This window comes from Priestia flexa, assembly GCF_021441905.1.
Taxonomy (GTDB): domain Bacteria; phylum Bacillota; class Bacilli; order Bacillales; family Bacillaceae_H; genus Priestia; species Priestia flexa.
This window is the reverse complement of sequence record NZ_CP090431.1, coordinates 347,164-372,984: the sequence shown is the minus strand read 5'-3', so window position 1 is coordinate 372,984 and position 25,821 is coordinate 347,164. Positions and strand designations below refer to the sequence as shown.

At 38.1% G+C, this 25,821-nt stretch carries 21 protein-coding genes and 1 riboswitch; of the genes, 8 read left to right on the top strand and 13 right to left on the bottom strand.

Translation table 11 applies throughout. The features are described 5' to 3' along the window. Positions 1 to 129: 129 nt before the first annotated feature. Positions 130 to 261, top strand: coding sequence for a protein YhfH (yhfH, locus tag LZP85_RS01955; protein ID WP_064484053.1), 132 nt, complete (start codon positions 130 to 132; stop codon positions 259 to 261). A 177-nt stretch (positions 262 to 438) separates the two neighbouring features. On the opposite strand, the gene LZP85_RS01950 is transcribed toward yhfH, so the two are convergent. After that, the gene (locus LZP85_RS01950; protein WP_234561955.1) at positions 439 to 603 is read right to left on the bottom strand and encodes a Spo0E family sporulation regulatory protein-aspartic acid phosphatase; all 165 of its coding nucleotides are present in this window, start codon (positions 601 to 603) and stop codon (positions 439 to 441) included. Between the two features lie 311 nt (positions 604 to 914). Beyond that, a riboswitch (purine riboswitch) is annotated at positions 915 to 1,016 on the top strand. A gap of 69 nt (positions 1,017 to 1,085) precedes the next feature. Between LZP85_RS01950 and LZP85_RS01945 the strand changes: the two genes are divergently transcribed. Continuing rightward, on the top strand, positions 1,086 to 2,276 hold the full coding sequence (locus tag LZP85_RS01945) for a NupC/NupG family nucleoside CNT transporter (RefSeq protein WP_206783164.1): 1,191 nt from the start codon (positions 1,086 to 1,088) through the stop codon (positions 2,274 to 2,276). 66 nt (positions 2,277 to 2,342) lie between these two features. Here the strand turns inward: LZP85_RS01945 and LZP85_RS01940 are convergent, their stop codons facing one another. The 3 genes from LZP85_RS01940 to LZP85_RS01930 form a co-directional block, all read right to left on the bottom strand. Then, on the bottom strand, positions 2,343 to 3,929 hold the full coding sequence (locus LZP85_RS01940) for a response regulator (protein ID WP_119543357.1): 1,587 nt from the start codon (positions 3,927 to 3,929) through the stop codon (positions 2,343 to 2,345). Then, the gene (locus LZP85_RS01935; RefSeq protein ID WP_234561953.1) at positions 3,910 to 5,733 is read right to left on the bottom strand and encodes a sensor histidine kinase; all 1,824 of its coding nucleotides are present in this window, start codon (positions 5,731 to 5,733) and stop codon (positions 3,910 to 3,912) included. Before LZP85_RS01935 ends, LZP85_RS01940 begins: the two co-directional genes overlap by 20 nt. Positions 5,734 to 5,889: 156 nt before the next feature. Beyond that, on the bottom strand, positions 5,890 to 7,173 hold the full coding sequence (locus LZP85_RS01930) for an ABC transporter substrate-binding protein (RefSeq protein ID WP_234561952.1): 1,284 nt from the start codon (positions 7,171 to 7,173) through the stop codon (positions 5,890 to 5,892). Positions 7,174 to 7,761: 588 nt separating this feature from the next. On the opposite strand from LZP85_RS01930, the gene LZP85_RS01925 reads away from it, so the two are divergent. Continuing rightward, positions 7,762 to 9,906, top strand: a complete 2,145-nt coding sequence (locus LZP85_RS01925) for a peptidoglycan D,D-transpeptidase FtsI family protein (protein WP_119543354.1) — start codon at positions 7,762 to 7,764, stop codon at positions 9,904 to 9,906. Positions 9,907 to 9,942: 36 nt separating this feature from the next. Here the strand turns inward: LZP85_RS01925 and LZP85_RS01920 are convergent, their stop codons facing one another. The 5 genes from LZP85_RS01920 to LZP85_RS01900 all read right to left on the bottom strand — a co-directional run bounded on the left by LZP85_RS01920 (position 9,943) and on the right by LZP85_RS01900 (position 16,561). Next, positions 9,943 to 10,515 (bottom strand): TetR/AcrR family transcriptional regulator, encoded by a 573-nt coding sequence (locus LZP85_RS01920; protein ID WP_025907629.1) that lies wholly within the window; start codon positions 10,513 to 10,515, stop codon positions 9,943 to 9,945. A gap of 122 nt (positions 10,516 to 10,637) precedes the next feature. Continuing rightward, entirely contained in the window at positions 10,638 to 12,074 is a 1,437-nt protein-coding gene (hemY, locus tag LZP85_RS01915; RefSeq protein ID WP_025907626.1) for a protoporphyrinogen oxidase, read from the bottom strand. A gap of 72 nt (positions 12,075 to 12,146) precedes the next feature. Then, positions 12,147 to 13,094 carry a ferrochelatase gene (hemH, locus tag LZP85_RS01910; protein WP_119543353.1) on the bottom strand — a complete coding sequence of 316 codons (948 nt, stop codon included), beginning with the start codon at positions 13,092 to 13,094 and terminating at the stop codon, positions 12,147 to 12,149. Between the two features lie 95 nt (positions 13,095 to 13,189). Then, on the bottom strand, positions 13,190 to 14,233 hold the full coding sequence (gene hemE, locus LZP85_RS01905) for a uroporphyrinogen decarboxylase (protein WP_076513307.1): 1,044 nt from the start codon (positions 14,231 to 14,233) through the stop codon (positions 13,190 to 13,192). A gap of 192 nt (positions 14,234 to 14,425) precedes the next feature. Next, positions 14,426 to 16,561 (bottom strand): transglycosylase domain-containing protein, encoded by a 2,136-nt coding sequence (locus tag LZP85_RS01900; protein WP_078990223.1) that lies wholly within the window; start codon positions 16,559 to 16,561, stop codon positions 14,426 to 14,428. Between the two features lie 196 nt (positions 16,562 to 16,757). On the opposite strand from LZP85_RS01900, the gene LZP85_RS01895 reads away from it, so the two are divergent. Together LZP85_RS01895 and LZP85_RS01890 are read left to right on the top strand one after the other, a co-directional pair. Beyond that, positions 16,758 to 17,264 (top strand): antibiotic biosynthesis monooxygenase family protein, encoded by a 507-nt coding sequence (locus LZP85_RS01895; RefSeq protein WP_076513310.1) that lies wholly within the window; start codon positions 16,758 to 16,760, stop codon positions 17,262 to 17,264. Between the two features lie 86 nt (positions 17,265 to 17,350). Continuing rightward, positions 17,351 to 18,742, top strand: coding sequence for a hypothetical protein (locus LZP85_RS01890; RefSeq protein ID WP_206833698.1), 1,392 nt, complete (start codon positions 17,351 to 17,353; stop codon positions 18,740 to 18,742). An 86-nt stretch (positions 18,743 to 18,828) separates the two neighbouring features. Here the strand turns inward: LZP85_RS01890 and LZP85_RS01885 are convergent, their stop codons facing one another. Then, positions 18,829 to 19,494: a phosphatase PAP2 family protein gene (locus tag LZP85_RS01885; RefSeq protein WP_119544143.1), complete on the bottom strand. Its 666-nt coding sequence runs from the start codon at positions 19,492 to 19,494 to the stop codon at positions 18,829 to 18,831. A gap of 192 nt (positions 19,495 to 19,686) precedes the next feature. Between LZP85_RS01885 and LZP85_RS01880 the strand changes: the two genes are divergently transcribed. After that, the gene (locus LZP85_RS01880) at positions 19,687 to 20,889 is read left to right on the top strand and encodes a M20 family metallopeptidase (protein ID WP_100348058.1); all 1,203 of its coding nucleotides are present in this window, start codon (positions 19,687 to 19,689) and stop codon (positions 20,887 to 20,889) included. 107 nt (positions 20,890 to 20,996) lie between these two features. Then, on the top strand, positions 20,997 to 21,719 hold the full coding sequence (locus LZP85_RS01875; protein WP_061786591.1) for an EcsC family protein: 723 nt from the start codon (positions 20,997 to 20,999) through the stop codon (positions 21,717 to 21,719). Between the two features lie 13 nt (positions 21,720 to 21,732). On the opposite strand, the gene LZP85_RS01870 is transcribed toward LZP85_RS01875, so the two are convergent. Both LZP85_RS01870 and LZP85_RS01865 read right to left on the bottom strand, forming a co-directional pair. Beyond that, positions 21,733 to 22,941 carry an ABC transporter permease gene (locus LZP85_RS01870; protein WP_226639678.1) on the bottom strand — a complete coding sequence of 403 codons (1,209 nt, stop codon included), beginning with the start codon at positions 22,939 to 22,941 and terminating at the stop codon, positions 21,733 to 21,735. Further along, entirely contained in the window at positions 22,934 to 23,674 is a 741-nt protein-coding gene (locus LZP85_RS01865) for an ABC transporter ATP-binding protein (RefSeq protein ID WP_025907779.1), read from the bottom strand. The genes LZP85_RS01870 and LZP85_RS01865 overlap by 8 nt, the downstream gene beginning before the upstream one ends. A 750-nt stretch (positions 23,675 to 24,424) precedes the next feature. Here LZP85_RS01865 and LZP85_RS01860 point away from each other — a divergent pair. Beyond that, complete coding sequence (locus LZP85_RS01860; protein ID WP_119544141.1) at positions 24,425 to 24,856, top strand: HIT family protein; 432 nt, start codon at positions 24,425 to 24,427, stop codon at positions 24,854 to 24,856. A 308-nt stretch (positions 24,857 to 25,164) separates the two neighbouring features. On the opposite strand, the gene LZP85_RS01855 is transcribed toward LZP85_RS01860, so the two are convergent. Next, a complete protein-coding gene (locus tag LZP85_RS01855; protein WP_119544140.1) occupies positions 25,165 to 25,617 on the bottom strand; it encodes a GNAT family N-acetyltransferase in 453 nt (150 codons plus the stop codon). Positions 25,618 to 25,821: the final 204 nt, after the last annotated feature.

Here is a 25,821-nt window from a genome sequence, read left to right as displayed (position 1 = left end):
AGATAACTAACTGTTATATAACAAATTACATTTTTTTATAAAAAAGGGCTATTTTTGTTCTAAAACACAGTTGCCAAAATAAAACTGTTATAATACAATGTTAATAACAAACAAACGGAGGCGATGGAGATGTTAGAAAAAATGTCTGATTTTTTCAAAAAATTACCGACTAAAAAGTGCTTAGAATGCGGTCAAGAGATTGAAGAGCAGCATGAATGCTATGGAAATAAATGCGATAACTGTGTAGATGTTATGAAATAGTAAGCGGTTACGTCAAAAAGGCTCTGTTTTATAACAGAGCCTTTTTGACGTAACCTTCAGTATTTATGCTACTCTTTTCGATTATCAAACAAATAAAGGCCTTTCTCTAACGTATTTAAGCAATTTTAGTTGAGCCGCGCATACTCATTTTGCTTACAGAGAAAGAAAACTATTCATTTAATCACATGAATTCTTCAATTTTTGATACAAAAAAATTTTTTTATCTAACTCCTGGCTAACTTTTAGAATCGTGCCATAAGAGTACTCATTCGTTTCCTTTGCCAAGTGATAGATAATATCTTGTAAAGCACGAATCTCCTTTTCTAACTGAGATAGTTTCATCCAGTTACTTCATCCCCTAGGTTAAATTTCAACTACTTCATAATATCATTAACACCCGCATAAATTCATAGTTTTTTTGTAATAAATGCCATAATATTAGGCTAATCCAAAAAAGGAGAGCGATTTTTTATTCTCTCTCCATTTTTTATCTAAAAACAGGAAATTTGATGCTTTAGCCCCTGCCTTTTAACTAGATGGCTAACATATATGTTATCGCTTTTCTATGAAAAAAGAATATTTATAATATATAAACTTCTTAAAATACATTAATTTAATGTTGTCATACAATAGTCATATTGATAGAATGAAAACACATTTTTATACGCTTCCTTTGTATAATCGCGATAATATGGATCGCAAGTTTCTACCTAACAACCGTAAATTGTTAGACTATAAGGGAAAGCGGTACGTATGAGGTAAGACTTACTGCTGCTTTCTCCTATAGCTGGGAGGAAGCAGTTTTTTTATAGGAGGATTCCATCATGTCTTATCTTATCGGTCTACTATCGCTTGTAGCAATTTTGTTTGTCAGCTGGCTTTTAAGTACAAATCGAAAAATTTTTCCTTGGCGTACGGTTCTCGTAGGTCTTTCACTCGAAATTTTATTTGTACTTTTTGTTCTTAAAGTACCTCTAGGTCAAACTTTTCTTGAAAAAATGGCATTAGGTGTTCAAAAAGTTATTAATTATAGCAATGAAGGTGTTCAGTTTGTGTTCGGTGGTTTTTTTGAAAACACCAATATTACTTCTGTTTTTGCCATTAACGTACTAACCGTTATTATCTTCATTTCAGCTTTAGTGTCTGCACTTTACTATTTACGAATCATTCCTTTTTTTGTCCGCATCGTCGGAATTATCTTAGGAAAAGCTCTTGGCACTACGCAAGTTGAAACGTTTAATGCGGTTGGAAACTCATTTTTAGGGCTTGCTGAAGCGCCTTTACTCGTAAAACCTTACCTTGACAGGCTTACAAGATCTGAGCTTTTTGCTGTTATGGTAGGAGGAACGGCTTCTGCCAGTGGTGCAATTCTTGTTGGGTACTCTTTAATGGGAATTGATATGAAATATTTGCTCATCGCTGTCTTTAGCGTACCTCTTGTTTCAATTATTATTGCAAAAGTTATGTTACCAGAAACAGAAGAGTCTCAAACAAAAGAAAATGTAGCAATGGAAAAAAGCAATCATGCAAATGTGTTTGAAGCGATGGCAGACGGAACAGCAAGCGGTGTAATGCTAGCTTTAAATATCGGTGGTCTTTTAATTGCTTTCATTAGTATTCTTGCGTTGGTTGACGGGGCACTAGGCCTTGTAAACATAGATTTAGCAACCATTTTCAGCTATTTATTTTATCCTTTTGCTATTATTATTGGTATTCCTTTCTCAGATGCTTTACAAGCTGCTTCTATTATCGGAACGAAGCTTGCCGCTAACGAATTTGTTGCGTATTTAAGCTTAACTGAAGTGATGGATGAGCTATCGCCAAAGACCGTAGCAGTTCTTTCAATTGCTTTATGTAACTTTGCGAACTTTTCATCAATTGGACAGCTTATTATCGGCTTAGGTTCTTTAGCCCCTTCTAGACGAAAAGAAGTTTCGAAACTCAGCTTGCGCGCAATCATTGGTGGAACATTAGCAAGCTTCATTACGGCTATTCTTGTCGGTGTATTTATGTAAATAGAAGTCTGACGACAGACGTCATACTAAAAAAAGGCCTCCTTTTATTGCAAAGGAGGCCTTTTTTTAAACGGATAGTTGGCGGTATTCATTTGGAGTTAATCCTTCTAATTTTTTAAACACTTTACGAAAGTATTTATCATCTTGATACCCAATCATATTTGCTACTTCATAGATTTTCAGCTGCTCATTTTTTAATAAGGACTTTGCTTTGCTCATTCGAACTTTTACAATATAGTCAGAAATGTTTTCCTGAAATTCTTGTTTGAACTTTCTTGAAATGTACTCTCTGCTTAAATAGAAGCGTTCTGCAATTTCCTGAAGCTTCACGTCTCGATCATAATTCATCTGTAAAAACTGCTCAATTTCATAAATAATATCGCGGTTGTTTTTTTGCTTATCTCGCTTCACAATATTTAAAAAGCGTACAATCTCTCTTTGCTTTCGATTCATATATCTATCGAAGTCAAATCTGCCTTTCACATCAAAAAAAGCGGCCAGCGCCTTCTCATAGTGACTTTGCGCATTGTATGAAATCTCGTATTTTTTTAACCAGTGTTCACTAAGAAGCTGATACTCTTTTTCAATATGCAACAACTCCTTTAAAGATAAATAATTGGCCTGCTTCACAGCACTCTTCACTTCATCAAAAATCGTTGTAAATGCATCTATTTTGCCTATTTGCATTCCTTCTACAATCTTTGTATTGTAGTCCATCAAATTTAACAATACACTACTTCTCTTTAAACTACCCGCACTCTCATAGAACTCAACGCAACTGTCAGCTAGCACGTTGCTCGCTAACAAAGCATCTTTTGCTGTTTGATAGGATTCTAGCAATACTGAAACGGATTCAACATGACGCCCCTTAGCAAGTGGACAACATACGTTGAATGCTAAGAAAATCTCTTTGTGTAGCTTGTTCAAAAGCTGCTTGATTTCAGAGAAATGGTCCCAGAAAATCATTACGATTTCGCCCTTTTGCGATAAATAACGAAAAGCGACCCCATTCTCCTTTTCAACTAAAAGCTCATTAGCCACGTTTAAAATTGAAAAATAAGCTAAGTCACGATCTCCACCAAATGCTTGGATTGTCGCTTCGTCAACTCGAATAATAGCTACTTCATACTCACTGTTTGAGTGAAAGCCAAGCTCTTCATACACCGCATCCTGCAGCACATAGTTATTAATAATTTGTGTCAGCTTACGGTCTCGGTACATAGGCTTCATCTCATTAATTAACTGATAGCTGTTATTATGCTGTTTGCGCTCGTTCTCTTCTTTATGCCATTCATTAACTGCTCTAGTTAACGTGTCATTTAAGATTGAAGGGTCGACAGGCTTTAAAATGTAGTCGGTTGACCCAAAGTGAATGGCTTTCCTCATGTAATGGTAATCATCATAACCCGTTACAACAATGGTTTTCGTATGAGGAGTATGTTCTTTCATCCATTCCAACAGGGCAATCCCACCCATATTCGGCATCTTCATGTCTGTAAAAACGATTTGTGGTTTTTGTTCTCTTATAAGCGCAATCGCTTGCTCACCGTTTTCAGCTTCAATAATGCTTTCAATGTGATGCGTGTCCCAGTCGCCTAAGAGCTTAATTCCTTCACGAACGTGTTCTTCATCATCAACAATCAGGACTTTCATTATGATCATCTCCTTTGTTTAGCTCAAGTGGTAAAATCATTGTTACTGTAAAATATTCATTTTCTTTACTTTCAACTTCCATTTTTGCTGCGTTTTCATAGTAGATCAATAAGCGGTCTGCAATATTTTGCAAGCCTATATGCTCTCCTGTATGCTGATTAGACATCGCTAAGCTTTCATGTAAGGATGCTAATGCTTTCTCATTCATTCCTTTTCCATTGTCTCTTACGCAAATTTGAATAAAGCTTTCTTTTATTAAAGACGCTGAAATCGTTAGCTTTCCATCTCCTACTCTTGTTTCAAATCCGTGCTTAAAAGAATTCTCTACAAGCGGCTGTAAAATCATCTTTGGAACCAATGTCCTCTTTAACCTTTCGTCAATCTGAAATTCATACGAAAACTTAGAGCCAAAGCGTTGTTTTTGCAAGGCTAAAAATGCTTCAGCATGATTCACTTCCTCAGTAAGAGTTACAATATCTTCTTTCATATTCATACTGTACCTCATCATATTTGAAAGAAGCGTTAATAGCTTATAGACTTCGACCGCTTTATGTTTCAATGCAAGCGTGCCAATCGATTGAAATGCATTGTATAAAAAGTGAGGATTCACTTGGGACTGTAACACTTTGAGCTGCGTTGATTTATTTTCAATTTCCAAGCGGTACTTTCGCTTAATTAAATCATTAATCGTTTCGACCATGGATTTAAAATGCTGACCTAACATACCAAATTCATCGTTTCCTAATGTTTTAAACCGAACCACAAAGGAGCCTTTCTCAACTTCTTTCATATTTTGAATTAAAATTCGAATCGGCTCTGTAAATCGTACTGATACAATCAATGTAGCAATAATAATCATTAATAAAAACGGTAATCCAATTAAAACATTTATTAGAGCGGTTCTCCTTGCATCTTCATATAAAACACTATAAGGAATTCGCTTTACGATATGCCATCCATCAAATGGAGCTGCTAGTTTGTCATAAACGAGTACTCCAGAAAACTTTGAATCTTCCCATTCTACGCTATGAGATTCCTTGTTTTTCAATTGGTGAATCCACTTATATTTTTGTGTTGTTCCAATTGCTTTTTGATTTGATGAATACATGATCATCCCATCATCATTAATTAAATAAAAGTCTTCTTCTTCTTTATTGAATAAGCTATCCGAAGTAGATTTAATTTTAGACAAGTCAATGTCTATTGACAGAAAGCCTAACAAGTTGTTAGAAGGTACTTCATTGATCATGTGATGAAAGCTAATGACTTGCTTCGGATCAGAGTCTAAAATGGTCGATAAATTGTTGTAGCTGTATACTTTATGAGTAGGTTCAATTGATAGAAACTGCTGTTTTTCTTTTAACCTGGCATAATAAGAATGTGAATAAATATCTTCATACTTTTTCCGACTGCTAATTTTAGAATTGTATACCGTATAAGAATCTTGTCCATTTTCAATATATAAATGAAGCTGCCTAATTTCTGGTCGCGTATTAAATAAATAAGATAGCGTTCTTCGCACTTCTAATTGACTTGCCCCTAAATCATTATTTACACCTTCTTGTAATACTTTAATAAATGGATAATAGCCGTATAAACGCGGTGTAATATCAGAAATTTCATGCAAGTATGTGCTCAGATCATCACTACCGCTTTTGACCACTTGGTAATTCGTCGAAATAAAGCGGTTTTTCACAGTTTCTTTTGTATATTGATAGGTGAACACGTTTGAGATAATAAACGGTACAACAGTCGCAATGAGTAAAAACAAAATAAGCTTTTTGCGAATGCTCCACCCCTTCATCACACCCCTCCTTCTTCTTACTATTCGATAAATTATATTGCATTGCTATCATTATACAATAAAAGCGCTTTCAATCTACTTTTTTTTTACAGCTTCATCACAAAGAAGCCTTCTATATGTCTATCCTATACCATACAGAAGGCTTCCATTTTACATTTATTTTTTCATTTTCGCCCAAATTCCATCTAACTTTTTCAAGAACTCATCTTCTGAAATTTGATCTCCTGCATAAGACTGCATTGCTGCTCCAATTTCTTGTACAGCGCCGTCTGGATACTTAAACCAGTTCCATGATAATGTTTTGCCTTCATCAGAGTATTTTAAGATATCGTCTGATAAAGAATCGATTCCTTTTCCATCAATGCTCTTAAATGCTGGGATAAACTTAAATTCTTCTACTAAGAATTTTTGGCCTGTTTCAGATGTTACCAGCCAGTTTAAGAATTTTTTTGCTTCTTCTTTATCAGCTTCTGGAGCGTTCTTATTAACTACCCAGTTATTTGGTACACCAACTGCTAACTTATCATTTTTCTCTTTGTCGTCGCTAATTGGCATTGGGATAAAGCCCATTTCCATATCTGGATTGATTTTTGTAATCATGTTTACAGTCCAGTTTCCTTGCTGCATCATCGCTGTTTCGCCCGCAGCAAACTGCGTTACTTGCGTATTATAATCCGTTGTTAACGGATTATCATTTCCATATTTTAGCGTTAAGTCAAATAAATTCATAAATTGCTTAAACGTTTCGTTACCTTCAAACTTTGCAGTACCCTCATTTAACCCTTTAATGAAAGCATCAGGATCATCCTGCTGAGCTACCGGAATATTAAACAGGTGATTGCCTAATACCCACCACTCACCGTATCCATTTGAAAATGGCGTAATTCCTTTTGCTTTTAGCTGCTTAGACGCTGCTTCTAACTCTGATAATGTAGTTGGCAACTCTTTTATACCAGCTTTTTTGAATAAATCTTTATTGTAAATAAAACCATATCCTTCAAGGTTTAAAGGCTGACCATAAATCTTTCCATCAACTGTCATTGGTTCTTTTGCAACGTCATACAAATCATCAACCCAAGGTTGATCAGAAAGGTCTTCTAGCTTTTCTAGCCATGTTTGTGCTTCTTGGAACCCGCCGTTATTAAACAAGTCTGGCTCGTTACCAGAAGCAAACTGCGCTTTTAAAGCTGCACCATAATCTGCGCCTCCGCCAACTGTCTGAATATTAAACGTAACGTTTGGGTTTTCTTTTGTATATGCATCCGTTACTTCTTTTAACTGTTCAGCAATTTCCACTTTAAACTGGAACATATCAATTACGACTTCGTCCCCTGAACCACCGCTTGATTTTGTTGTTGACTCTGAACCAGAATTCGAGCATGCAGTTGCAAATAACAATGATGAAGCTAATACCCCAGATAATAATGTAAGCCTTTTCATTTTATATACCCCCTTGATTGTCAGGACCCTAATTCCATTGTAACGATTATAGGTAATTTGAATAGGAGACAATATTGAACAAAAGAGTGGAAAATATTGATGACCTGTTCAAGTCACAAGAACTGTTGGCCATATTCTCTAACTCTTCTATCAATGGAAAACAAGCAATTTGAAGAAAAATCAAGACTCGTTGCGCGTTCCTTCTCTATTCCAAACCCAACAAGTAAAAGAGTTTCCTCCTACTCAAGAAGCCTGTGATTGGAACGAAGGATGTGAGACTCCTACGGGATTAGCGAGACAGATTGAAATCCCGCAGGAACGCAGTGACGAGGAAGTTCAACACTAGCCCCGTGGAAATCGAACAATCCTAAGTGAAAATCACTACTCATTGCATGCGCTCTTCACTCTCCAACTCTATTTCAAACGACTAATAACCCAAACCTTTTTTCCCAGATTGTGATAATGCGAAAAATTGGATGCGATTAATTTCTTAGAACTATTCCACCTAATAACAAATTTAGACATAATTATGTTAAGATGTAAGATAGTAGATTGATAGCTCTATTTTCAATAAGTGAAGGTGTTTATATGAAACAAAAGAAAAGAAAAAGAAATCATGTCTCTTTACGCGTCAATATATTATTCTTTATTGTATTTATCCTATTTTCTGTTCTCATTTTGCGCCTTGGAATCGTCCAAATCGTTCATGGTGAAAGCTATAAACGCGAAGTTGAAAAAACCGAGGACGTCACGGTTAATACGCCTGTACCAAGAGGAAAAATGCTCGACCGATACGATCGTGTTATCGTGGACAATAAACCTTTAAACGCGGTTACTTACACCCGCTTAAAAGGCGTAAAACAAGAAGAAAAGCTAAAGATTGCGAAATCATTAGCTAAAATAATTGATCTTCCTGTCACAACAAATGTGTTTGGCGATGAGGATCAAAAAAGCGATGATAAAAATATCGTTAAGCTCACTGAGCGTGACTTGAAAGACTATTGGATTGCAACAAATCCAGAAGAAGCAAAGAAAAAGATTACGGATAGCGACTTGAAGAAAGTAGAACAAGGAAAATTGAAAGAAGAAGACCTTTATCCTCTACAGCTAAAGCGCATCACTAAGAAAGAACTCAATACCTTAAAAGATGATTTAGAAGTCATCGCTATTAAAAGTAAAATGGAAACTGGCTATGAGTTAACGCCTCAAATTATAAAAAGTGGATTAAACGACCAAGAAATGGCCGTTATTAGCGAACAGCTCTCTACTTTACCTGGCGTTGATGTGACAACCTATTGGGACCGTATGTATACATATGACAGTCTCTTAAGTACGCTACTCGGTAACATTACGTCCGCTGATGAAGGACTGCCGCGTGAGAATTTACAATACTACTTATCACACGGCTATAGCCGAAATGATCGCGTCGGAAAAAGTTACTTAGAAAAGCAGTATGAAAACGTACTGCGTGGACAAAAAGCCCGCATTCAGCACGTAACTGACCGCTCTGGAAACATTTTAGAAGAAAAAATTGTATCGGAAGGTCAACGTGGTAGCGACTTAGTCTTAACCATTGATATGGAGCTTCAAAAACAAATTGAAGAAATTCTGACTAACGGATTGCTAAAAGCAAAAGCAGCAAAACCTGGAACAAGTCTGTTAGACCGTGCTTTCATCATTATGATGGATCCACACACTGGTGAAATCTTAGCTATGGGCGGGAAACAGCTTGTTTATAATGAAAGCAGCGGTAAACGAGAAGTAAAAGATTTTGCGCTTGGCAATATTACAACCGCTTATGAAATGGGGTCAACCGTTAAAGGTGCAACCATTTTAGCAGGGTTGGATTCAGGAGCTATTAACTTAGGCACTGTATTTTATGACTCACCGATGTACTTTAAAGGCGGTGGCAAGAAACAGTCTTCTCACCCAATTGGATCTGCTGGCATCGGTCGCGCGTTAGAACAGTCTTCCAACGTATATATGTATAAAACCGTTTTAAGCATGGCTGGTGAAAACTATGTACCGCATGGTGGTCTTAATATTCCTCGAAAAACGTGGGATCAGCTTCGTTCGTATTACAGTCAGTTTGGTCTAGGCGTCTCAACGGGTATTGAACTAGACAATGAAACTACAGGGATGATTGGAAATGACTATTCTTTACCTGGTAAAGCGCTCGATTTGGCAATTGGTCAGTATGACACGTATACGCCTCTACAGCTCGTTCAGTATACGTCTACTATCGCTAACAACGGGTATCGTTTAAAGCCTCAGCTTGTGAAAGAAATTCGCGAGCCTGAGCTTGATACGGAGCTGAAAGGCAGTGTACAAAAATCCGTTGAACCGGAAGTATTAAACCGCATTACAATGAGCCAAGAGGAAATCAATGCTGTGAAAGCTGGATTCCGCCGTGTAATGACAAGCGGAACGGCTAGAGCTCAATTTAGCTCAGAGCCCTATAAGCCTGCCGGCAAAACAGGAACAGCTGAAACTTATAGTAAAGGCGTATCGGTACGTAATTCAAACCTAATTGCATATGCACCTTACGATAACCCTGAGGTAGCCATGGCAGTTGTAGTCCCTTCTGCATATGTTAAAGGTACAAGTCATGCGTTAAACCGTGAATTAGGCCAGGCTGCTATGCGCGCTTACTTCGACTTAAAGAAGAAAGGTGAACAAGAGCTAGGTGAGAAAGAAAAGCAACAAGAAGAACATAACCAAACAAATGATTAACGAAAAAGCCGGACTTCAATGAAGTCCGGCTTTTGTTTATTTAGTAAATAACCCTCTCAAAAAGTACAGTTCAATTAGTTCACCAATTTGCTGCTCAGATAGCGGCTTATGCTGTTTTTCCCAATCATAAACTAACGCAATGTACATTTTCACGAGTAAAAACGCCGTCACTTCTGGGTCACAGTTTTGAATTTCACCTTTTGCAATGGCTGCTTCAATTCTATTTTTTATATACGTCAAAATTTCGTTTTCAACCTGTACCAACACGTCTTTTACAGCTGACGTACCCATTTCCTGTTCCTGAACGAGCTTGAGCATAAGCTGATGCTCTGTTCGAAACTGGAGCATGCGATAAATAGCAGCTTGAGCATTTTCAAAAAACGTGCGCTCAGAAGAGATTGCTGACTCTGCTTGTTGCAGCATATCTCGAATCATTCTAGACACAATTTCATCAAAAAGCTCTTCTTTGTTTTTAAAAAACGTATAGATAGTTCCTTTTCCAACATTCGCCATTTTAGCGACTTGGTCCATTGTCGTTGCCTTATAGCCAAACAGTGAAAACGATTTTGACGCTGCGTCTAGCACTGATTGCTTTCGATCAATTGCCAATTGATACACCCCTCTTTTTTGACCAAATGAACATTATGGTCAATTCGTACGTTGTAACTATAGCATAAACCTGTCAGCCGACGCAACTCCATGAGAATTTTTACAGAAAAAGCGAAGCAGGTTTACTTCTGCTCCGCTTTTTCTGCTTGAAAATATTTCAAGACTTGCTTCGCTGCATTCTCACCTTGTTCGATGCAGTCTGGTAACCCAAGTCCTTCATAAGAGCTTCCCGCTAGATATAAACCTTTCAGCTGTTCTTCAATAGCTTGATTGATTTCTTCTAAACGCTCTTGATGTCCAACCGTGTATTGAGGCATTGCTTTTTTCCATCGCGTCACTACATAGAATTCTGGTTTTTCCGTAATCTGCATAATGCGATTTAAATCCTCTAATACCACTTGAACAATTTCTTCGTCGGACTGATCGACAATTGCCTCATCTCCTGCTCTTCCCACATAGCAGCGTAGTAGTACTTTACCGTCTGGAGTGGAATGAGGCCACTTTTTATGAGTCCACGTACAAGCCGTAATTGTATAATCGCTGTTGCGAGATACAACAAATCCGGTACCGTTAATATCTTCTTTCACTGCTTCTTTCGGAAAAGCCATCGCTACTGTAGCAACAGAAGTAGACGGCATCTCACGAAGTGGTTCAAAGATTGGATAGTGCGACAACATCGATTGAGCAGCGAAATGAGGAGAAGTGATAATGACTGCATCGGCAGTAATCTCTTTTCCATTGCTCAATGTTAAATCATATCGTTCACCCATACGGTTTACTTTTTCAACTTTAACTCCTTTGACGACAGCCAACGGATCAAGCTGCTCTTCAATTGCATCAACAAGCGACTGCAGGCCCTTTTTCAACGTTAAAAAAGCACCTTGCTTTTTTGCATTAGCATCCTCCGCTTGCTTAGGCTGAAGTTCTTTAAACTTCTTCATACCGACAATTAAACTTCGGTGTCGCTGCTCTGCATGTAAAAACTGTGGAAACGTTGATTTTAAGCTTAAACGGTCAATGTCTCCTGCATAGATGCCGGAAAGCAAAGGCTCAATTAAGTTTTCAACAACCTCATCGCCTAAGCGTCTTCTAAAAAACATGCCCAGTGATTGGTCACCTTCTTGCTTTGTTTTGGGAATAACAAAATCGGCAGCGGCGCGCAGTTTACCAATCGGAGAAAATAGACCCGTTGTCACAAAAGGAGAAATCTTTGTTGGCACGCCCATTACGGCACCTTCTGGCATTGGATGAAGGTTTTCTTTCACCAATACGTAAGACTGGCCGGTTGAGTTATGAACAAGATCATCCCCTAATCCTACTTCTTTTACCAGCTTAGAGCCCGGTAATTTACGTGCTAAAAAGGAATCGGGACCTCTTTCAATTGTAAAACCATCACGGGTTACGGTTTGAATTTTCCCTCCTAATCGATGGGTTGCTTCAATTAATTGAAATTCATACGGCAAGCCTTTCTCTTTAATTACTTTTTGTAAGTAATAGGCAGCTGAAAGACCTGTTATTCCACCACCGATGATAACAATCTTTTTGTTTGCTTCCGTCATGTAATCATCGCCTTTTCATTAAAATTCAATAGAAAGAGAAGCGGCTAGGGTCATAGCTCGCTTCTTCTATTTTTATTGATTTTCAGATTCGTTATTTAATTTCTTTAACACCACTGTTGCTAATGCATCAATAAATTCTGGCTTAGCATTTGGCATTTCCGGACGATAGTAGTTTGCACCTAATTCATCCGTCACAACCTTGCATTCATAATCATTATCGTACAACACTTCAAGATGATCCGCAATAAATCCTACAGGTGTATATACGAAGGAACGGTATCCTTTATGCTCATACAAATCACGTGTTAAGTCCTGTACGTCTGGACCAATCCACGGATCTGGCGTATTTCCTTCACTTTGCCAGCCAATTTCGTAATTGCTAACTCCCGCACCTTCAGCAATAAGGTCTGCCGTTTCCTGTAGTTGCTTCGGATAAGGGTCTCCAGCTGCAATGATTTTCTCTGGAAGACTGTGAGCTGACACGATAAGTACAGCTTTTTGTTTTTCATCGTCTGACATTAAATCAAACGTTTGTTTAACTTTCTCGACCCAATAATTAATGAACTTAGGCTCTTTATACCAGCTTTCAATTGAATGAATAACCAGGCCACCTAGCTTCTCAGCCGTTTCTTTTGCACGACCATTGTAAGATTTCACACTGAACGTTGAGAAATGTGGAGCAAGCACAATGCTAACCGCTTCTTTAATCCCATCTTTATGCATTTGTTCTACTGCTTCTTCAACAAATGGTTCAATGTGCTTAAGACCAAGGTAAGCCTTAAACTCAATTTCATCTTGAATTTCATTTAAATGCTGCTCAAGACATCGCATTTGCTCTTCGGTGATTTTCGCTAAAGGTGAAATACCACCTATTGCTTCATAGCGCTGTTTTAAGTCTTCAAGCGCTTCAGCAGATGGCTTTCTTCCTCTTCTAATATGCGTGTAATATCTTTCAATATCTTCTTCTTTATATGGCGTACCGTAAGCCATTACGAGTAACCCCATGACTTTTTTACTCATGATTTACACCTCTTTGTTAGAATTCGTCTGTTTCTACATTTTCTCACGAACAAAAATAAAAAGACAAAAAATAAGGCTCCGTTTTTTTTGACAATTTATTGTCTATTTGTTGAATATTCATGAATAAAAGCAGTAAGCCTTTTTAACGTCTCAGGATTAACCTGTGGAAATACACCGTGTCCTAAGTTAAAGATATAGCCGTCTTGCTGCATTCCTTGATCAAGGATAGTTTTTGCACGTTCTTCAATAACTTCCCAAGGAGCTAGTAAAATTGCTGGATCTAAATTACCTTGTAGCGTTTTAGTTAGGCCAAGCTCTCGTGCTTCTTGAACTTGCATACGCCAATCGAGACCTACTACATCTAGCGGAAGGTCGTGCCATTCTTTTGCTAAGTGACTTGCTCCTACGCCAAACATAATAAGCGGCACATTCTTTTCTTTTAGCTCTGTAAAAATGCGATTCATTACTGGTTTAATAAAGTAGCGATAGTCTGCTACATTTAACGCGCCAACCCATGAATCAAAGATTTGAATAGCTCTTGCTCCAGCATCTATTTGTGCTTTTACATATGTAATTGTCATATCCGCTAACTTATCCATTAATGCAAACCAAGCTTTTGGCTCCGTATACATAAATGCTTTTGTCTTATTGTAGTTTTTAGAAGGTCCGCCTTCAATCATATAGCTAGCTACTGTAAAAGGTGCACCAGCAAATCCAATTAAAGGAACGTTCAGCTGCTCCGTTGTTAAAAGCTTGATTGTATCTAATACATAGGCTACATCTTCTTCAGGCGTAATATACCCTAAGTTTTCAACATCTTGCATTGAACGAATTGGGTTTGAAATCACAGGACCAATACCTGTTTTAATCTCAACATCCACTCCAATTGCAGGAAGCGGTGTCATAATATCTTTATATAAAATAGCTGCATCGACTCCGTACTGCTCAACTGGTAAGCGCGTCACATAAGCTCCTAATTCAGGCTGATGCGTAATTTCAAACAGTGAATACTTTTCTTTTAAAGCACGGTATTCCGGCTGAGAACGGCCTGCTTGACGCATATACCAAACTGGTACATGATCCGTCTTTTCTCCTCGGCATGCTTTTAAAAATGTATCATTCATCAGTTGTTGACTCATGGCTTCCACCTTTCTCTATCTGTTCGTCTCAAGTACTATTTGTTTTTCCTAATCTAACTTGTCCTCAATACTAACCGCAGTTTGATAAAAACTGCGGTTTATCTCTTTTCTCTACTTGTCACTATACTCATTTCTGTATCCGTTGTATAGACACCTGCTCAAAATGTCAAAAAATCGACTAACTATAACAATTTAATCGCTAAATAATGTTGGTGTTACCTCATTAGAAGGCATTCCTTCTTCTTTCGTTTGCGAATTATAGGGAACGATGTAGTACGTTGGTGATTTAAATAGATTTATGCGTTCTACTTCATATGAGCCTTTGCCTTTCACTTTTCCAATTACGTTTCGTTCACTACCTTGCTTTTCATAAACATAGTAGACAACGCGCTTATCTTCTGAAGGTTCCCACGTTAGATTAACCGTCAGCAGTCCAAATGGTTGAAATGTTAACTCTTGCTGGAGCGAGTTAATAATTGGCAGCCTAATTGGGTCAGGTAAATCTTTGACGCCTTTTGGTTTTTTAAATACTTTACCTGTTTCTTGCTTTGCCTCTGTCAAAATATCTTTGAACAATTGACTTGGATAAGAGCTACCTTTTGTAAGGTAATGCTGGTTATCCGTACGATCATATCCCATCCAAACGGCTCCCACTACACTTGGCGTATAGCCAACAAACCAAGCATCACGCGTTGCTCCTTTCACCCCAGCATAAGAAGTGGATCCCGTCTTCCCAGCCAGCGCTCCTTCGTACTTACCTACCGATGCTGTTCCATCTTTGACAACAGCTTCTAGCATTTTCGTCATATACCATGCGTTTTGGTTTGAAAATACGTTTGTAGTACCCTGCTCTGCCTTAGCAATCACGTCACCGTTTTGGTCTTTAATTTCTGAAATAAAGTACGGTTCTTTCTTTTCACCGTCTTGAGCAAACGTACTATAGGCAGATGCTAGCTGAAGAGGCGTAACTCCTTCTGTTAATCCTCCTAATGCAATTGATAGACCCTTGTCTTCCGTTTCTATGTCCAGCTTTGTTAAATAGTCTTTTGCAGTCGAAATTCCTAGCTTGTTTAAGGTCCAAACCGCTGGAATATTCTTGGAGTCTTTAATTGCATCATACATTGTAACTTTTCCTGCATACTGCCCGTTAATATTTTGGGGCTTATATTGCCCAAAGTTTTGCTTCTTATCACTTAAGAGAGAATACGGTTTATAAAGGCTTTCCTGCAAAGCAGGTCCATAAACCGCTAAAGGCTTCATCGTTGAACCTGGTTGACGCTTTACTTTTACACGATTTAATCCTTTTTGAACGTAGTCTCGTCCACCCATTACGGATAAAACGCCGCCCGTACGATGATTCATTAATACAAAAGCACCTTGGGCTTGTTCATCCACTCCTGGAAAATAAGCAGCTTGTTGGAACAATTCATAAGCTGTTTCCTGATAGTCCCTGTTCATCGGAACAGTTACCGTATATCCGCCTCTTAATAAATCATCGCTTGAAATATGATGTTTTTCCGCTGCTTCTTCAATCACCATATCAATATAGGTTAAATAAGCAGGATTTTTCGTTTTTTGCTGTACGTCTAAACTAAGCGTACGTCCTTGCAGTCGTACCACCTCTTCTGCACTTAAAAAATCCGCTTTTTGCATCGAGTTTAAAACCACATTTCGCCGTTCAATACTCTTTTCTGGATGAAGAATAGGAGAATACGAATTTGGACCTTTGGGGAGTGCAGCTAGAAGAGCTCCTTCTTCTACGGTAAGCTCTGATACATCTTTGTTAAAGTACAGTTGAGATGCAGCTTGAATCCCGTAAGCACCGTGTCCAAAATAAATTTGGTTTAAATACATTTCTAAAATTTTTTGTTTACTATAGCGCTGCTCTAAGTTAATAGCTACCATTACTTCTTTTGTTTTACGAAGCCATGACTTATCATTTGTCAAAAAAATATTTTTAGCTAGCTGCTGCGTCAGTGTGCTTCCACCTTCTACTTTACTACCTGCTAAAATATCTTTATATAGCGCTCGCCCAATTGCTTTTACATCGATGCCGTGGTGCTCATAAAAACGGACATCTTCAACTGCAACAAATGCGTTTTGCACATGTTTTGGCACCTCTTCTATTGAAACCGGATCGCGATTTTCTACATATAGCTTCGTAATCTCATCACCGTTTTGGTCAACCAACTTTGTAGCCGAATTCATGACGAATTTTTTCTCATCAATTACATAGCTCCCAAAAAACAAAATCATAATATACCCAATCAGAGCAAATAATAAAATACCCGCTACGATAGAGAATATATAAAGTGCTCGTTTGTACATGCTACCACCTCTCTTCTTTTCATTGCATAATAGCGTATGTAGTACGGCGGTCATATGAAGAAAGCATGAGCCTGTCAATATCATCTTAAAGGACGAGCATCTATTTTTGTATTTTTTTGTTTAACATTTTATAATTTTAGTATGATTAACCTCTTTAAAATGTATGCATTTTCCAATTAAGAAGGAGTGTTCAAAAATGAATTTCTTTATTACATATGGAACCGTTGAATTTTTACAGCACTTAAAAGAACAACACCCCGAAGAAAAATTGTATTTACTTCATAAAGAAGGCGATCAAGGCTGCCTTTTACATGAAACAACTGGTGAAACAATATTTAAAGAAGGTCACAATTATGAAGCGCTAGATTACGTAGGCTCGATTGCAGATGGAAAATATGTGGTGATGAACAACATTGCGGTTACAGATGAAGGACGTCCTTTATTTGAAAGTAGATTTAATCAACGTGCCCGCTTAATTGAAAAAGAGCCCGGCTTTGCTGCGATTCGCGTTTTGCGTCCATTAAGCAACGATACCTATATTATTTTAACTGCTTGGGAAGAAGAAAAAGCCTTTACGGATTGGCAAGCGTCTCAAGCCTATAACCAAGCTCATAAAAAGCGCGGAACATCAGAAGGAGTAGATAAACAGCCAGCTATTTTTCTAAGACCTTCTTACGTCACAAGCTATCATGTTATGCACTAAAATACCCCAATCTCTCTACTAGGTCAGTGTCATATGAAAACACCCATTCATATGATACTATACACTGAACTATAGGGGGATTTTTTATGGGAATGGACCTCGTTTCTCTTCATTGGATATACGTCTCATTTATTTTACTTATCTTAGGATTCATGATTATTAGACGGGATACTACGATCATTTGTATTATCGGTATCTTTCTTCTTTCATTCACTGCTACTTCTTCTCTAACAGGATCGATTAGCGGCGTGTTTTCCAGCTTTATCTATGCTATTACAGAGTTGCTGCCTACTATTTTAATCATTTCAATCATCGTTTCCATGAGTAAAGCGCTTATTACAACGGGCGTCAATGACATGATGATTTCTCCTTTTGCTCGCTTCATTAAGACACCTACTCTCGCTTATTGGGTCATTGGACTTGTCATGATGATCATTTCCTTCTTTTTCTGGCCTTCTCCAGCCATTGCACTGTTAGGCGCCGTCTTATTACCTGTTGCATTAAGAGCCGGGTTACCAGCGCTTGGTGTCGCAATGGCCATGAATCTATTTGGTCACGGTATTGCTCTTTCTGGGGATTTTGTCATTCAAGCAGCACCAAAGCTCACTGCAGATGCAGCAGGATTACCCGTTTCAGATGTTATTCAAGCAAGCGTTCCATTAGTGATTACAATGGGCGTTGTCACAACCGTTACGGCTTTTATCTTTTTAAAGAGAGATTTAAAGAACGGTACACTTCCAGTTCAAGCTTCTCCTCTTATTGAAGCAGCTGAAAATACCGAAAAGGTGCAGATGCCTCTTGTTTTGAAAAGAATTCTTGCACTTTTAATTCCAATACTATTTGCCTTAAATGTGTGGGCAATGTTTACGTTTAACTTGCAAGGCGGGGATGCAACAGCTTTAATTGGAGGCACTTCGCTTTTTATCTTAATGATTATCTCCATCATCGGACACCAAAACAAAGGGTTAGAAAAAACAACGTCTTACCTAATTGAAGGATTTCAGTTTGGATTTAAAGTATTTGGCCCGGTCATTCCTATTGCTGCCTTCTTCTACTTAGGTGACGCGGGATTCACGAGTATTATCGGAGACTTTTTACCAAAGGGTTCTCACGGAATTGTAAATGACCTTGGCGTAGCCATTTCTTCCGTTGTTCCTTTAAATGAACAGATTGCTGCTGTGACCGTCATGACCATCGGTGCGATTACCGGCTTAGATGGCTCCGGCTTTTCAGGAATTTCGCTTGTAGGATCCATTTCTCAACTATTTGCTACTGCAATTGGCAGCGGTACTGCTACGCTGACTGCTTTAGGGCAAGTTGCGGGCATCTGGGTTGGTGGCGGTACGCTAATTCCCTGGGCATTGATCCCCGCTGCGGCTATCTGTGGTGTGAGTCCGTTTGAGCTAGCGCGCAGAAACTTAAAGCCTGTGGCAATTGGATTAGTTGTCACGACCGTTGTAGCAATGTTTCTTATTTAAATTTTACATTTTTATAAAGCATGAGTAATACAGTTAAATTTGGATACGATAAAAATCCTGGTCTAATAATCTAGACCAGGATTTTTTCATCCCATATATTGCTTTGAATTCATTGGAGCAGTTGGTGTTAAATAAGCTTTTACTAACGTATAAAACAGCAAACCCACTGTCAGCCAAAAACCACCTAGTAAGTAGCCACCCAAAACATCTGTCATATAGTGCTCAGCTAATAGGAAACGACTGACACCAATGAATAGAATCAGTAAACTAAAAACGATAATTGAAGCCTTTCTAACCGTCTCATTCTTCACATAAAAAATAATAAAAAACAATAAAAACCCATAAAGCATCAAACCCAGCATGGCATGACCACTTGGAAAGCTGTATCCCTCTACTCCCAATGTCGGACGGAGTCGTTCAATCCATGCTTTTACGGCGTTGTTCAGTAAATAACCGCTTAAAACAAAAGCCAGTACAGTCACAGCACCTACAGTGTCACGCTTGTTGAAACCTAATACTCCAACAAGTAAAAGGGATAGAATAATAATCATTGGCTTTGAAGCAAAAAATGAAGTAACTTCTAAAATTTGAATCACCAGCTCATGATTATGTATGTTTGTAGCAATGGTTAGAAAGAACGCATCTATGCCGTGCACCGGTCCATTAATTGTCATAACGACACCTATAAACATCCCCATCAGTGCAAGTAATAATAAAAGAATAAATCGATATTTCATACGCCACTTCCTCATGTATAAATTTATCTCCTTCTATTATTCATCGAACAAAAGCAAATGTGCAATCAATTTTTTATTGGGAACGCTTCATTTGTTTTCATTTTCATCAAATATTGATATAATATAAAATGTCAAATAATTCTAAACTATTTATTTATTTAACAAAAACTCTACAAACAGCTATTATTAATGAAAGGATCTGACTTAATGATTTCAGAACTACACTCTTTACTAGAAAAAAGCTATGATGAAATGGTCCAAATTAGACGTTATCTTCACCAATACCCTGAACCTTCCTTCAAAGAATTCCAAACCGCTACTTATATCCGTAGCTTTTATGACAAAATTGGCGTGCCTTACCGAGCAAACGTTGGTGGAAATGGCATCGTCGCAACGATTAAAGGAGAAAAGCCTGGTCCAACAGTTGCTTTACGTGCCGACTTTGATGCTTTAGCCATCCAAGATGAAAAAGACGTACCCTATAAATCAACTGTTCCTGGCGTAATGCACGCTTGTGGACACGATGGACACACGGCTACCCTTTTAGTTCTCGCTAAATCCATTCAACAGTTAAAAGATCACTTAGAAGGAACGATTGTGTTCATTCATCAGCATGCTGAAGAATATGCGCCTGGTGGAGCGAAACCAATGATTGAAGATGGATGCTTAGATGGCGTAGATGCGATTTTCGGCACACATTTATGGGCTGTTACCCCTACAGGTGTCATTCAGCACAGAAACGGTCCGTTCATGGCGGCAGCGGATCGATTTGAAATTACCATTAAAGGCGCTGGGGGTCACGGCGCTCAACCTCACAAAACCAAAGATGCAATTGTCATTGCTTCTCAGCTCGTGGTTAACTTGCAGCAAATTATCAGCAGACGCGTCAATCCAGTTGAATCAGCCGTCATTACTGTTGGTTCTTTCGTAGCGGAAAATGCCTTTAACGTAATTGCTGATTCAGCAAAGCTTGTTGGTACAGTTCGCACGTTTAGCGAAGATGTACGCAATGATATGGAAAGAGAAATTGAGCGTGTCATTCAGGGAACCTGCTTAGCTGCTGATGCTTCCTATGACTATTCATTTAAACGCGGCTACCCCGCTGTTGTCAATCATAGCGAAGAAAATGCGTTCTTAGCAAAAGTAGCAGAAACAATTCCAGAAGTGGAAAAAGTGGAAGAAACCGAACCGCAAATGGGTGGAGAAGATTTTGCTTATTATCTGCAGCACATAAAAGGAACATTCTTTTTCACAGGAGCGCAGCCTGAAGGCGTCGATACTCCTTATCCACATCATCATCCAAAGTTTGATTTTAATGAAAAAGCGATGTTAATCGCTTCAAAAACACTCGGTACAGCAGCAATTGAATACTTATCTAAAGAACAAAAAGCAGAATCCATTACATCTTAACTAGTTCGCCTCCATCTATTGAGTGTGGAGGCTTCTTTGCATAGGTAGAAACTTTTTGTCTCTTGCTTCGTATATAAGAAAAGCGGTTTTCAAAAAGGGGTGTCTGAATGACTGAGTATGAACAAAGAGCGTTGGCTGATGCAGAACACTGGAAGATTACGCTGTTAAAGCGCCCATCTGCCTTTCAGCGAAATGCCAAGCAGCTGCAAAACAAATTGAATAAAAAAGTACCAGAAAGCATTCATAAAATGATTACGGAAAGCATAAAAAAAATGGTAGAGACCACAATTATTGGCTCTACCATTACCACAAAGAAGGACTATAATCGCCATTTAAGCTTTGAAGAGCGTGAAGCTGAAATTAAGGCAACGATTTCTAAATATCGTAAAACTGCTGCCGTTGAGGGGGCAGGAACAGGCGCTGGCGGACTGTTGTTAGGCGCAGCTGACTTTCCTCTTTTTTTATCAATTAAGATGAAATGTTTGTTTGATATTGCTACTATTTACGGTTTTGACGTCCGCAAGCAAGACGAACGGCTATTCATTTTATATATTTTTCACCTTGCGTTTTGTAGCGAAGAAAAGCGAACGGAAGTCTTTGCTCTTATACAGGAATGGAATCAATCGTCTCAACATAATCTCGATTGGAAAAGCTTTCAGCAAGAGTATCGTGACTATATTGATGTAATTAAAATGCTTCAGCTCATGCCTGGATTTGGCGCTTTTGTTGGTGCTTTTGCAAATTATCACCTGCTTGATCATGTCACTCAGGTTGCAATGAATGTATATCGTCTGCGGTTATTATCCTCAAACGAAAAAAATCTGCCCTAGGAGGCAGATTTTTTTATGCAATGGCTTTTTTCTTAATATAAGCAGTAACAAAAAATTGAACAAATAGCCCACCTGCAACAAAAGCAAGCAAACCAACAAGCAAGTTAGAAGCTGCTACCACAATACTTAAACAAGCTGCTTGCAAAAATAAGACATTTCGAATAATGCTTAAAAACGCTGCTCTTCTTGTTTGCTCTTGAAGAGGATACAGAGATAACCACAAAACTTGTTTATGATGTTTCCATAGCGGCATGATTTGAAATCCTGTTATATAAAGCGTTAACAGTACAATAACAATATTTCCATAAGCAAAAGGAGTCGCTATCAAAATTAACCCGCTAATGACCGTCAAGCGTACTAGCAGACCTAAATAATCTCCTGCGCGCAAAAACGTACGCGTATATAAATAGCGATGAGTTGCCTGCTGTTGAAACGGGATGCTCTTTAGAATAGTGTCCAAGTATGCCCTACGCTTTACCTGCTCCTTTAGTTGCGGAACATCCGTAAATAAGTTAGCCAAGCGATAAAACATTGCCACTCTCCACTCTTCAAGCTCGATCAATGTTTCCCACTTCAACGGCTTTGCTTTTACAAGGGAACGGTAATATAGGGCTAAGCCGATAATAATAGCTCCTGTAACAGCAGGGAAAAACGCATAAGATCCCACAAATAGAAAATAAACAAACACTCCATTTAACAGGAAACGTACAAGGTAATCGATCCACCTTGCGTACTTTTCTTCAAAATAAACGCTCCACCACGTCATTTTTAAATTGATTGCTTTTAAAATCAGCAAGAGAATTAAATGCGTAAAAATCGTTGAGTACGTCTGGTCCGTTACTTTTACGTGCAGCGGAGCAACAGCGGCTGTTAGTATAAGTAGCACATAAATATATGTGGAAAACGTATAAAAAAATGACTTTTTAAAATACAACTGTAGCTTTGATTCAAGCGCAAGCATAAAGACTAAATCTGGCCTTTTTAAAAACGTACGAATAGAACCGCTCGTGAGTACCAGACTCATGATTACTGCAATTAAAAACGCTGATGGAAAAGCTGGTGTTAACGTATCTAACCACTGCTGATAATAATAAGCAGCTGCCCCAATGGCAAACACGAGCACAAGCTTTAAATGATCGTTAAAAATATACTTCATATAGCGGCGCGTATCTTTTAGATGCTGCTGAAATCGCTGCTGCCACAGCCCTTCAATACTACTCATAGTCCTCTTCCTTCGTCAGTTCAATATAGATTTCATCTAGCGTTGCGTTTGGCTTATTAAACTGGGCTCTTAAATCCGCTAGCGTTCCTTGTGCTCTTACTTGACCGTTATGTAAAATAACAAATTTATCACAATAGCGCTCTGCTGTGGCTAAAATATGCGTAGACATTAAAATGCCGGCTCCCTGCTTTTTCATATCAGTCATTAAATCTAATAATGACTGAATACCAAGTGGATCTAGCCCTAAAAATGGTTCATCAATAATATAAAGTGAAGGCTGAACTAAAAAGGCACACATAATCATTACCTTTTGCTTCATCCCTTTTGAAAAATGAGCTGGAAACCACTTCAGCTTTTTATCCATACGAAATTCTTTTAACAGCGGCTTTAAGCGAGCTTCATACGTTTTGGAATCTAACCCATAGGCCATTGCCGTCATATCTAAATGTTCTTTTAACGTTAGCTCATCGTATAAGATTGGCGTTTCAGGAATAAATGTAAATTGCGTACGATAGCCGGTTGAATCCTGTTGAAACGTTTTATTATGAATAGCAATGGATCCTTTCTTTGGCTCCATTAACCCAATAATATGTTTAATGGTTGTACTTTTACCTGCTCCGTTAAGGCCAATAAGCCCAACTAGTTCTCCTGCATTAACCTCGAAAGATACGTCCTTTAATACAGGCGTTTTTGTATATCCTCCAGTTAAATGTTGAATTTGTAATAAACTCATTGAATTCTCCTTTAAATACGTGAATTTAGTAAACAAAATAACGTGACATACGCGGTAAATGAAAGCGTTCCATACAACATAGCAATGATGACAAACCGCTCATTTTTATCTATTGTACCAAATCTTCTTCAAGGATACATTTTTTTAACCATCAAAGATAAGGATTATATTTCCAGTTTAAGTTTTTAAATACGTGGACATTCTAATTAGGGAAGAAGGAAAGCAGTTGATGTTCAACATTAGCTTTCTACATCTGAAATGAGGTGTCTACACCAGACATTAATCATGAAGCCCTATGTTAAGCGTTATAATAAGGGGATGTTAGTCATGAGCGTAGTTGGAATTGATTTATAAAAGGTAGACAATATTGTTCATTTATCACTGTGTAAATGAGGTGTTTGTCAAAGACCACGAACGACTTCGTTCAATTTATTTATCCATTCTACAAATTGCTTAAATGAGGTGTTTGTCAAAGAGAAGAAACGTTTTATTCTACGTTAATGCTTGTCATTAAAATGTCGAATGAGGTGTTTGTCGAAGACAATTTACATGAATTAGGCACATTATTACGTAAATGAGGTGTTCCTTAAACGCAATATAGTGAAATAGAAGCTTTGTTTCCTTCTTCATAGCGAGGTGCATCATTCGATTGCATCTCGCTTTTTACTGTTCTCTTCTTTTTCCTCTTCTATTTATGCTAAAATTAAGTCGTACAAGCTATTTTATTTTTATGAAAGAAGGGTGAATAATATGAGTAATCTCGATGAAAACTGCATCTTCTGTAAAATTATCCGCGGAGAAATTTCGTGTGCCAAAGTGTTTGAAAATGAACATGTACTAGCATTTTTAGATATTAGCCAAGTCACAAAAGGCCATACGCTTGTTATTCCTAAAGTACATAAAAAAGATATTCATGAGCTTACGCCTGAAATTGCTCGTCATTTATTTGAAGTCGTACCGCAAATTGCCACGGCAATCAAAGAAACATATGAGCCAGTTGGAATCAATATTTTAAATAATAACGGTGAAAAAGCAGGTCAATCTGTGTTTCATTATCATATGCATATTATTCCTCGCTACGGTGAAGGCGACGGCTTTGGTGCAGTGTGGAAAGAGCATACAAGCGACTACACACCTGAAAAGCTACAGAGCATCGCAGCTGAAATTTCGGAGCGTTTATAAGACAAAAGAGTCTGGGACAAAACAAAATGTTCCTTTCTAAAGGACGAATGATGCCTTTTTTAAAGTAGTTAGGTTATAATAACCGGTTCGTTCCATTGCGCTACAGACACTCGCTTTCCGCGGGGAGGAATCTGAGCCTCCTCGCTACGCTGCGGGGTCTCAGCCTTTCCTCTATCTCCCGCAGGAGTCACGTGTCTTACGCTCCATTCCACTAATTCTCTAAAATTGGTTTCCCAATCAACAAAAAATCCGAACTATAAAAGAGTCGTTAACTCTCAATAGTTCGGATAGATCATTGACTGAAACACTTATGTCTCAACCTCTTCTTTAATCATATCTACGTGCGGAATCCCGTCGTCATCATACACGTTTGAAATCGCATAAAACCCAAATGATTCATAAAAATGCTGCAGGTGACTTTGTGCCTGAATTTTTACAACCTCTTCTCCCATTTGATCCTTTAAGAACGCTAATCCTTTTTGAACTAACTCTCTTCCCATCCCTGTTTTTCGATAATCTGAGTGAACAAGGACGCGACCAAATGAGGCTTCTTGATAGCTAACTCCTTTAGGCATTAAACGGATGTATGCAATGATTTGCGCATTTTCCACTTTAAATAAATGATAAGAAGCCTGGTCCTTTCCATCCACCTCTAAATAAGCACACTCTTGTTCAACAACAAATACCCTAGTACGCTCCTGTAAGATGTCATATAGCTCATGCGTTGTCAGCTGCTCAAATGTTTTAATATGCCACGTCAAGATGATAACCTTCTTCCTGTTTAGATATTTTATGTATTTATGGATTTTAACACCTTTTGTCACGCATTCCTACGTTTTTTATTTTCTATACTGATTACTTAAAATTTTTCAAAAGTTTTCACACATTAAATTATTTTCATGATAGTATAGTGATATTCTTTCTGACAAAGAAGCAAGATACAGTCTGTGATGAATGTGAAAATC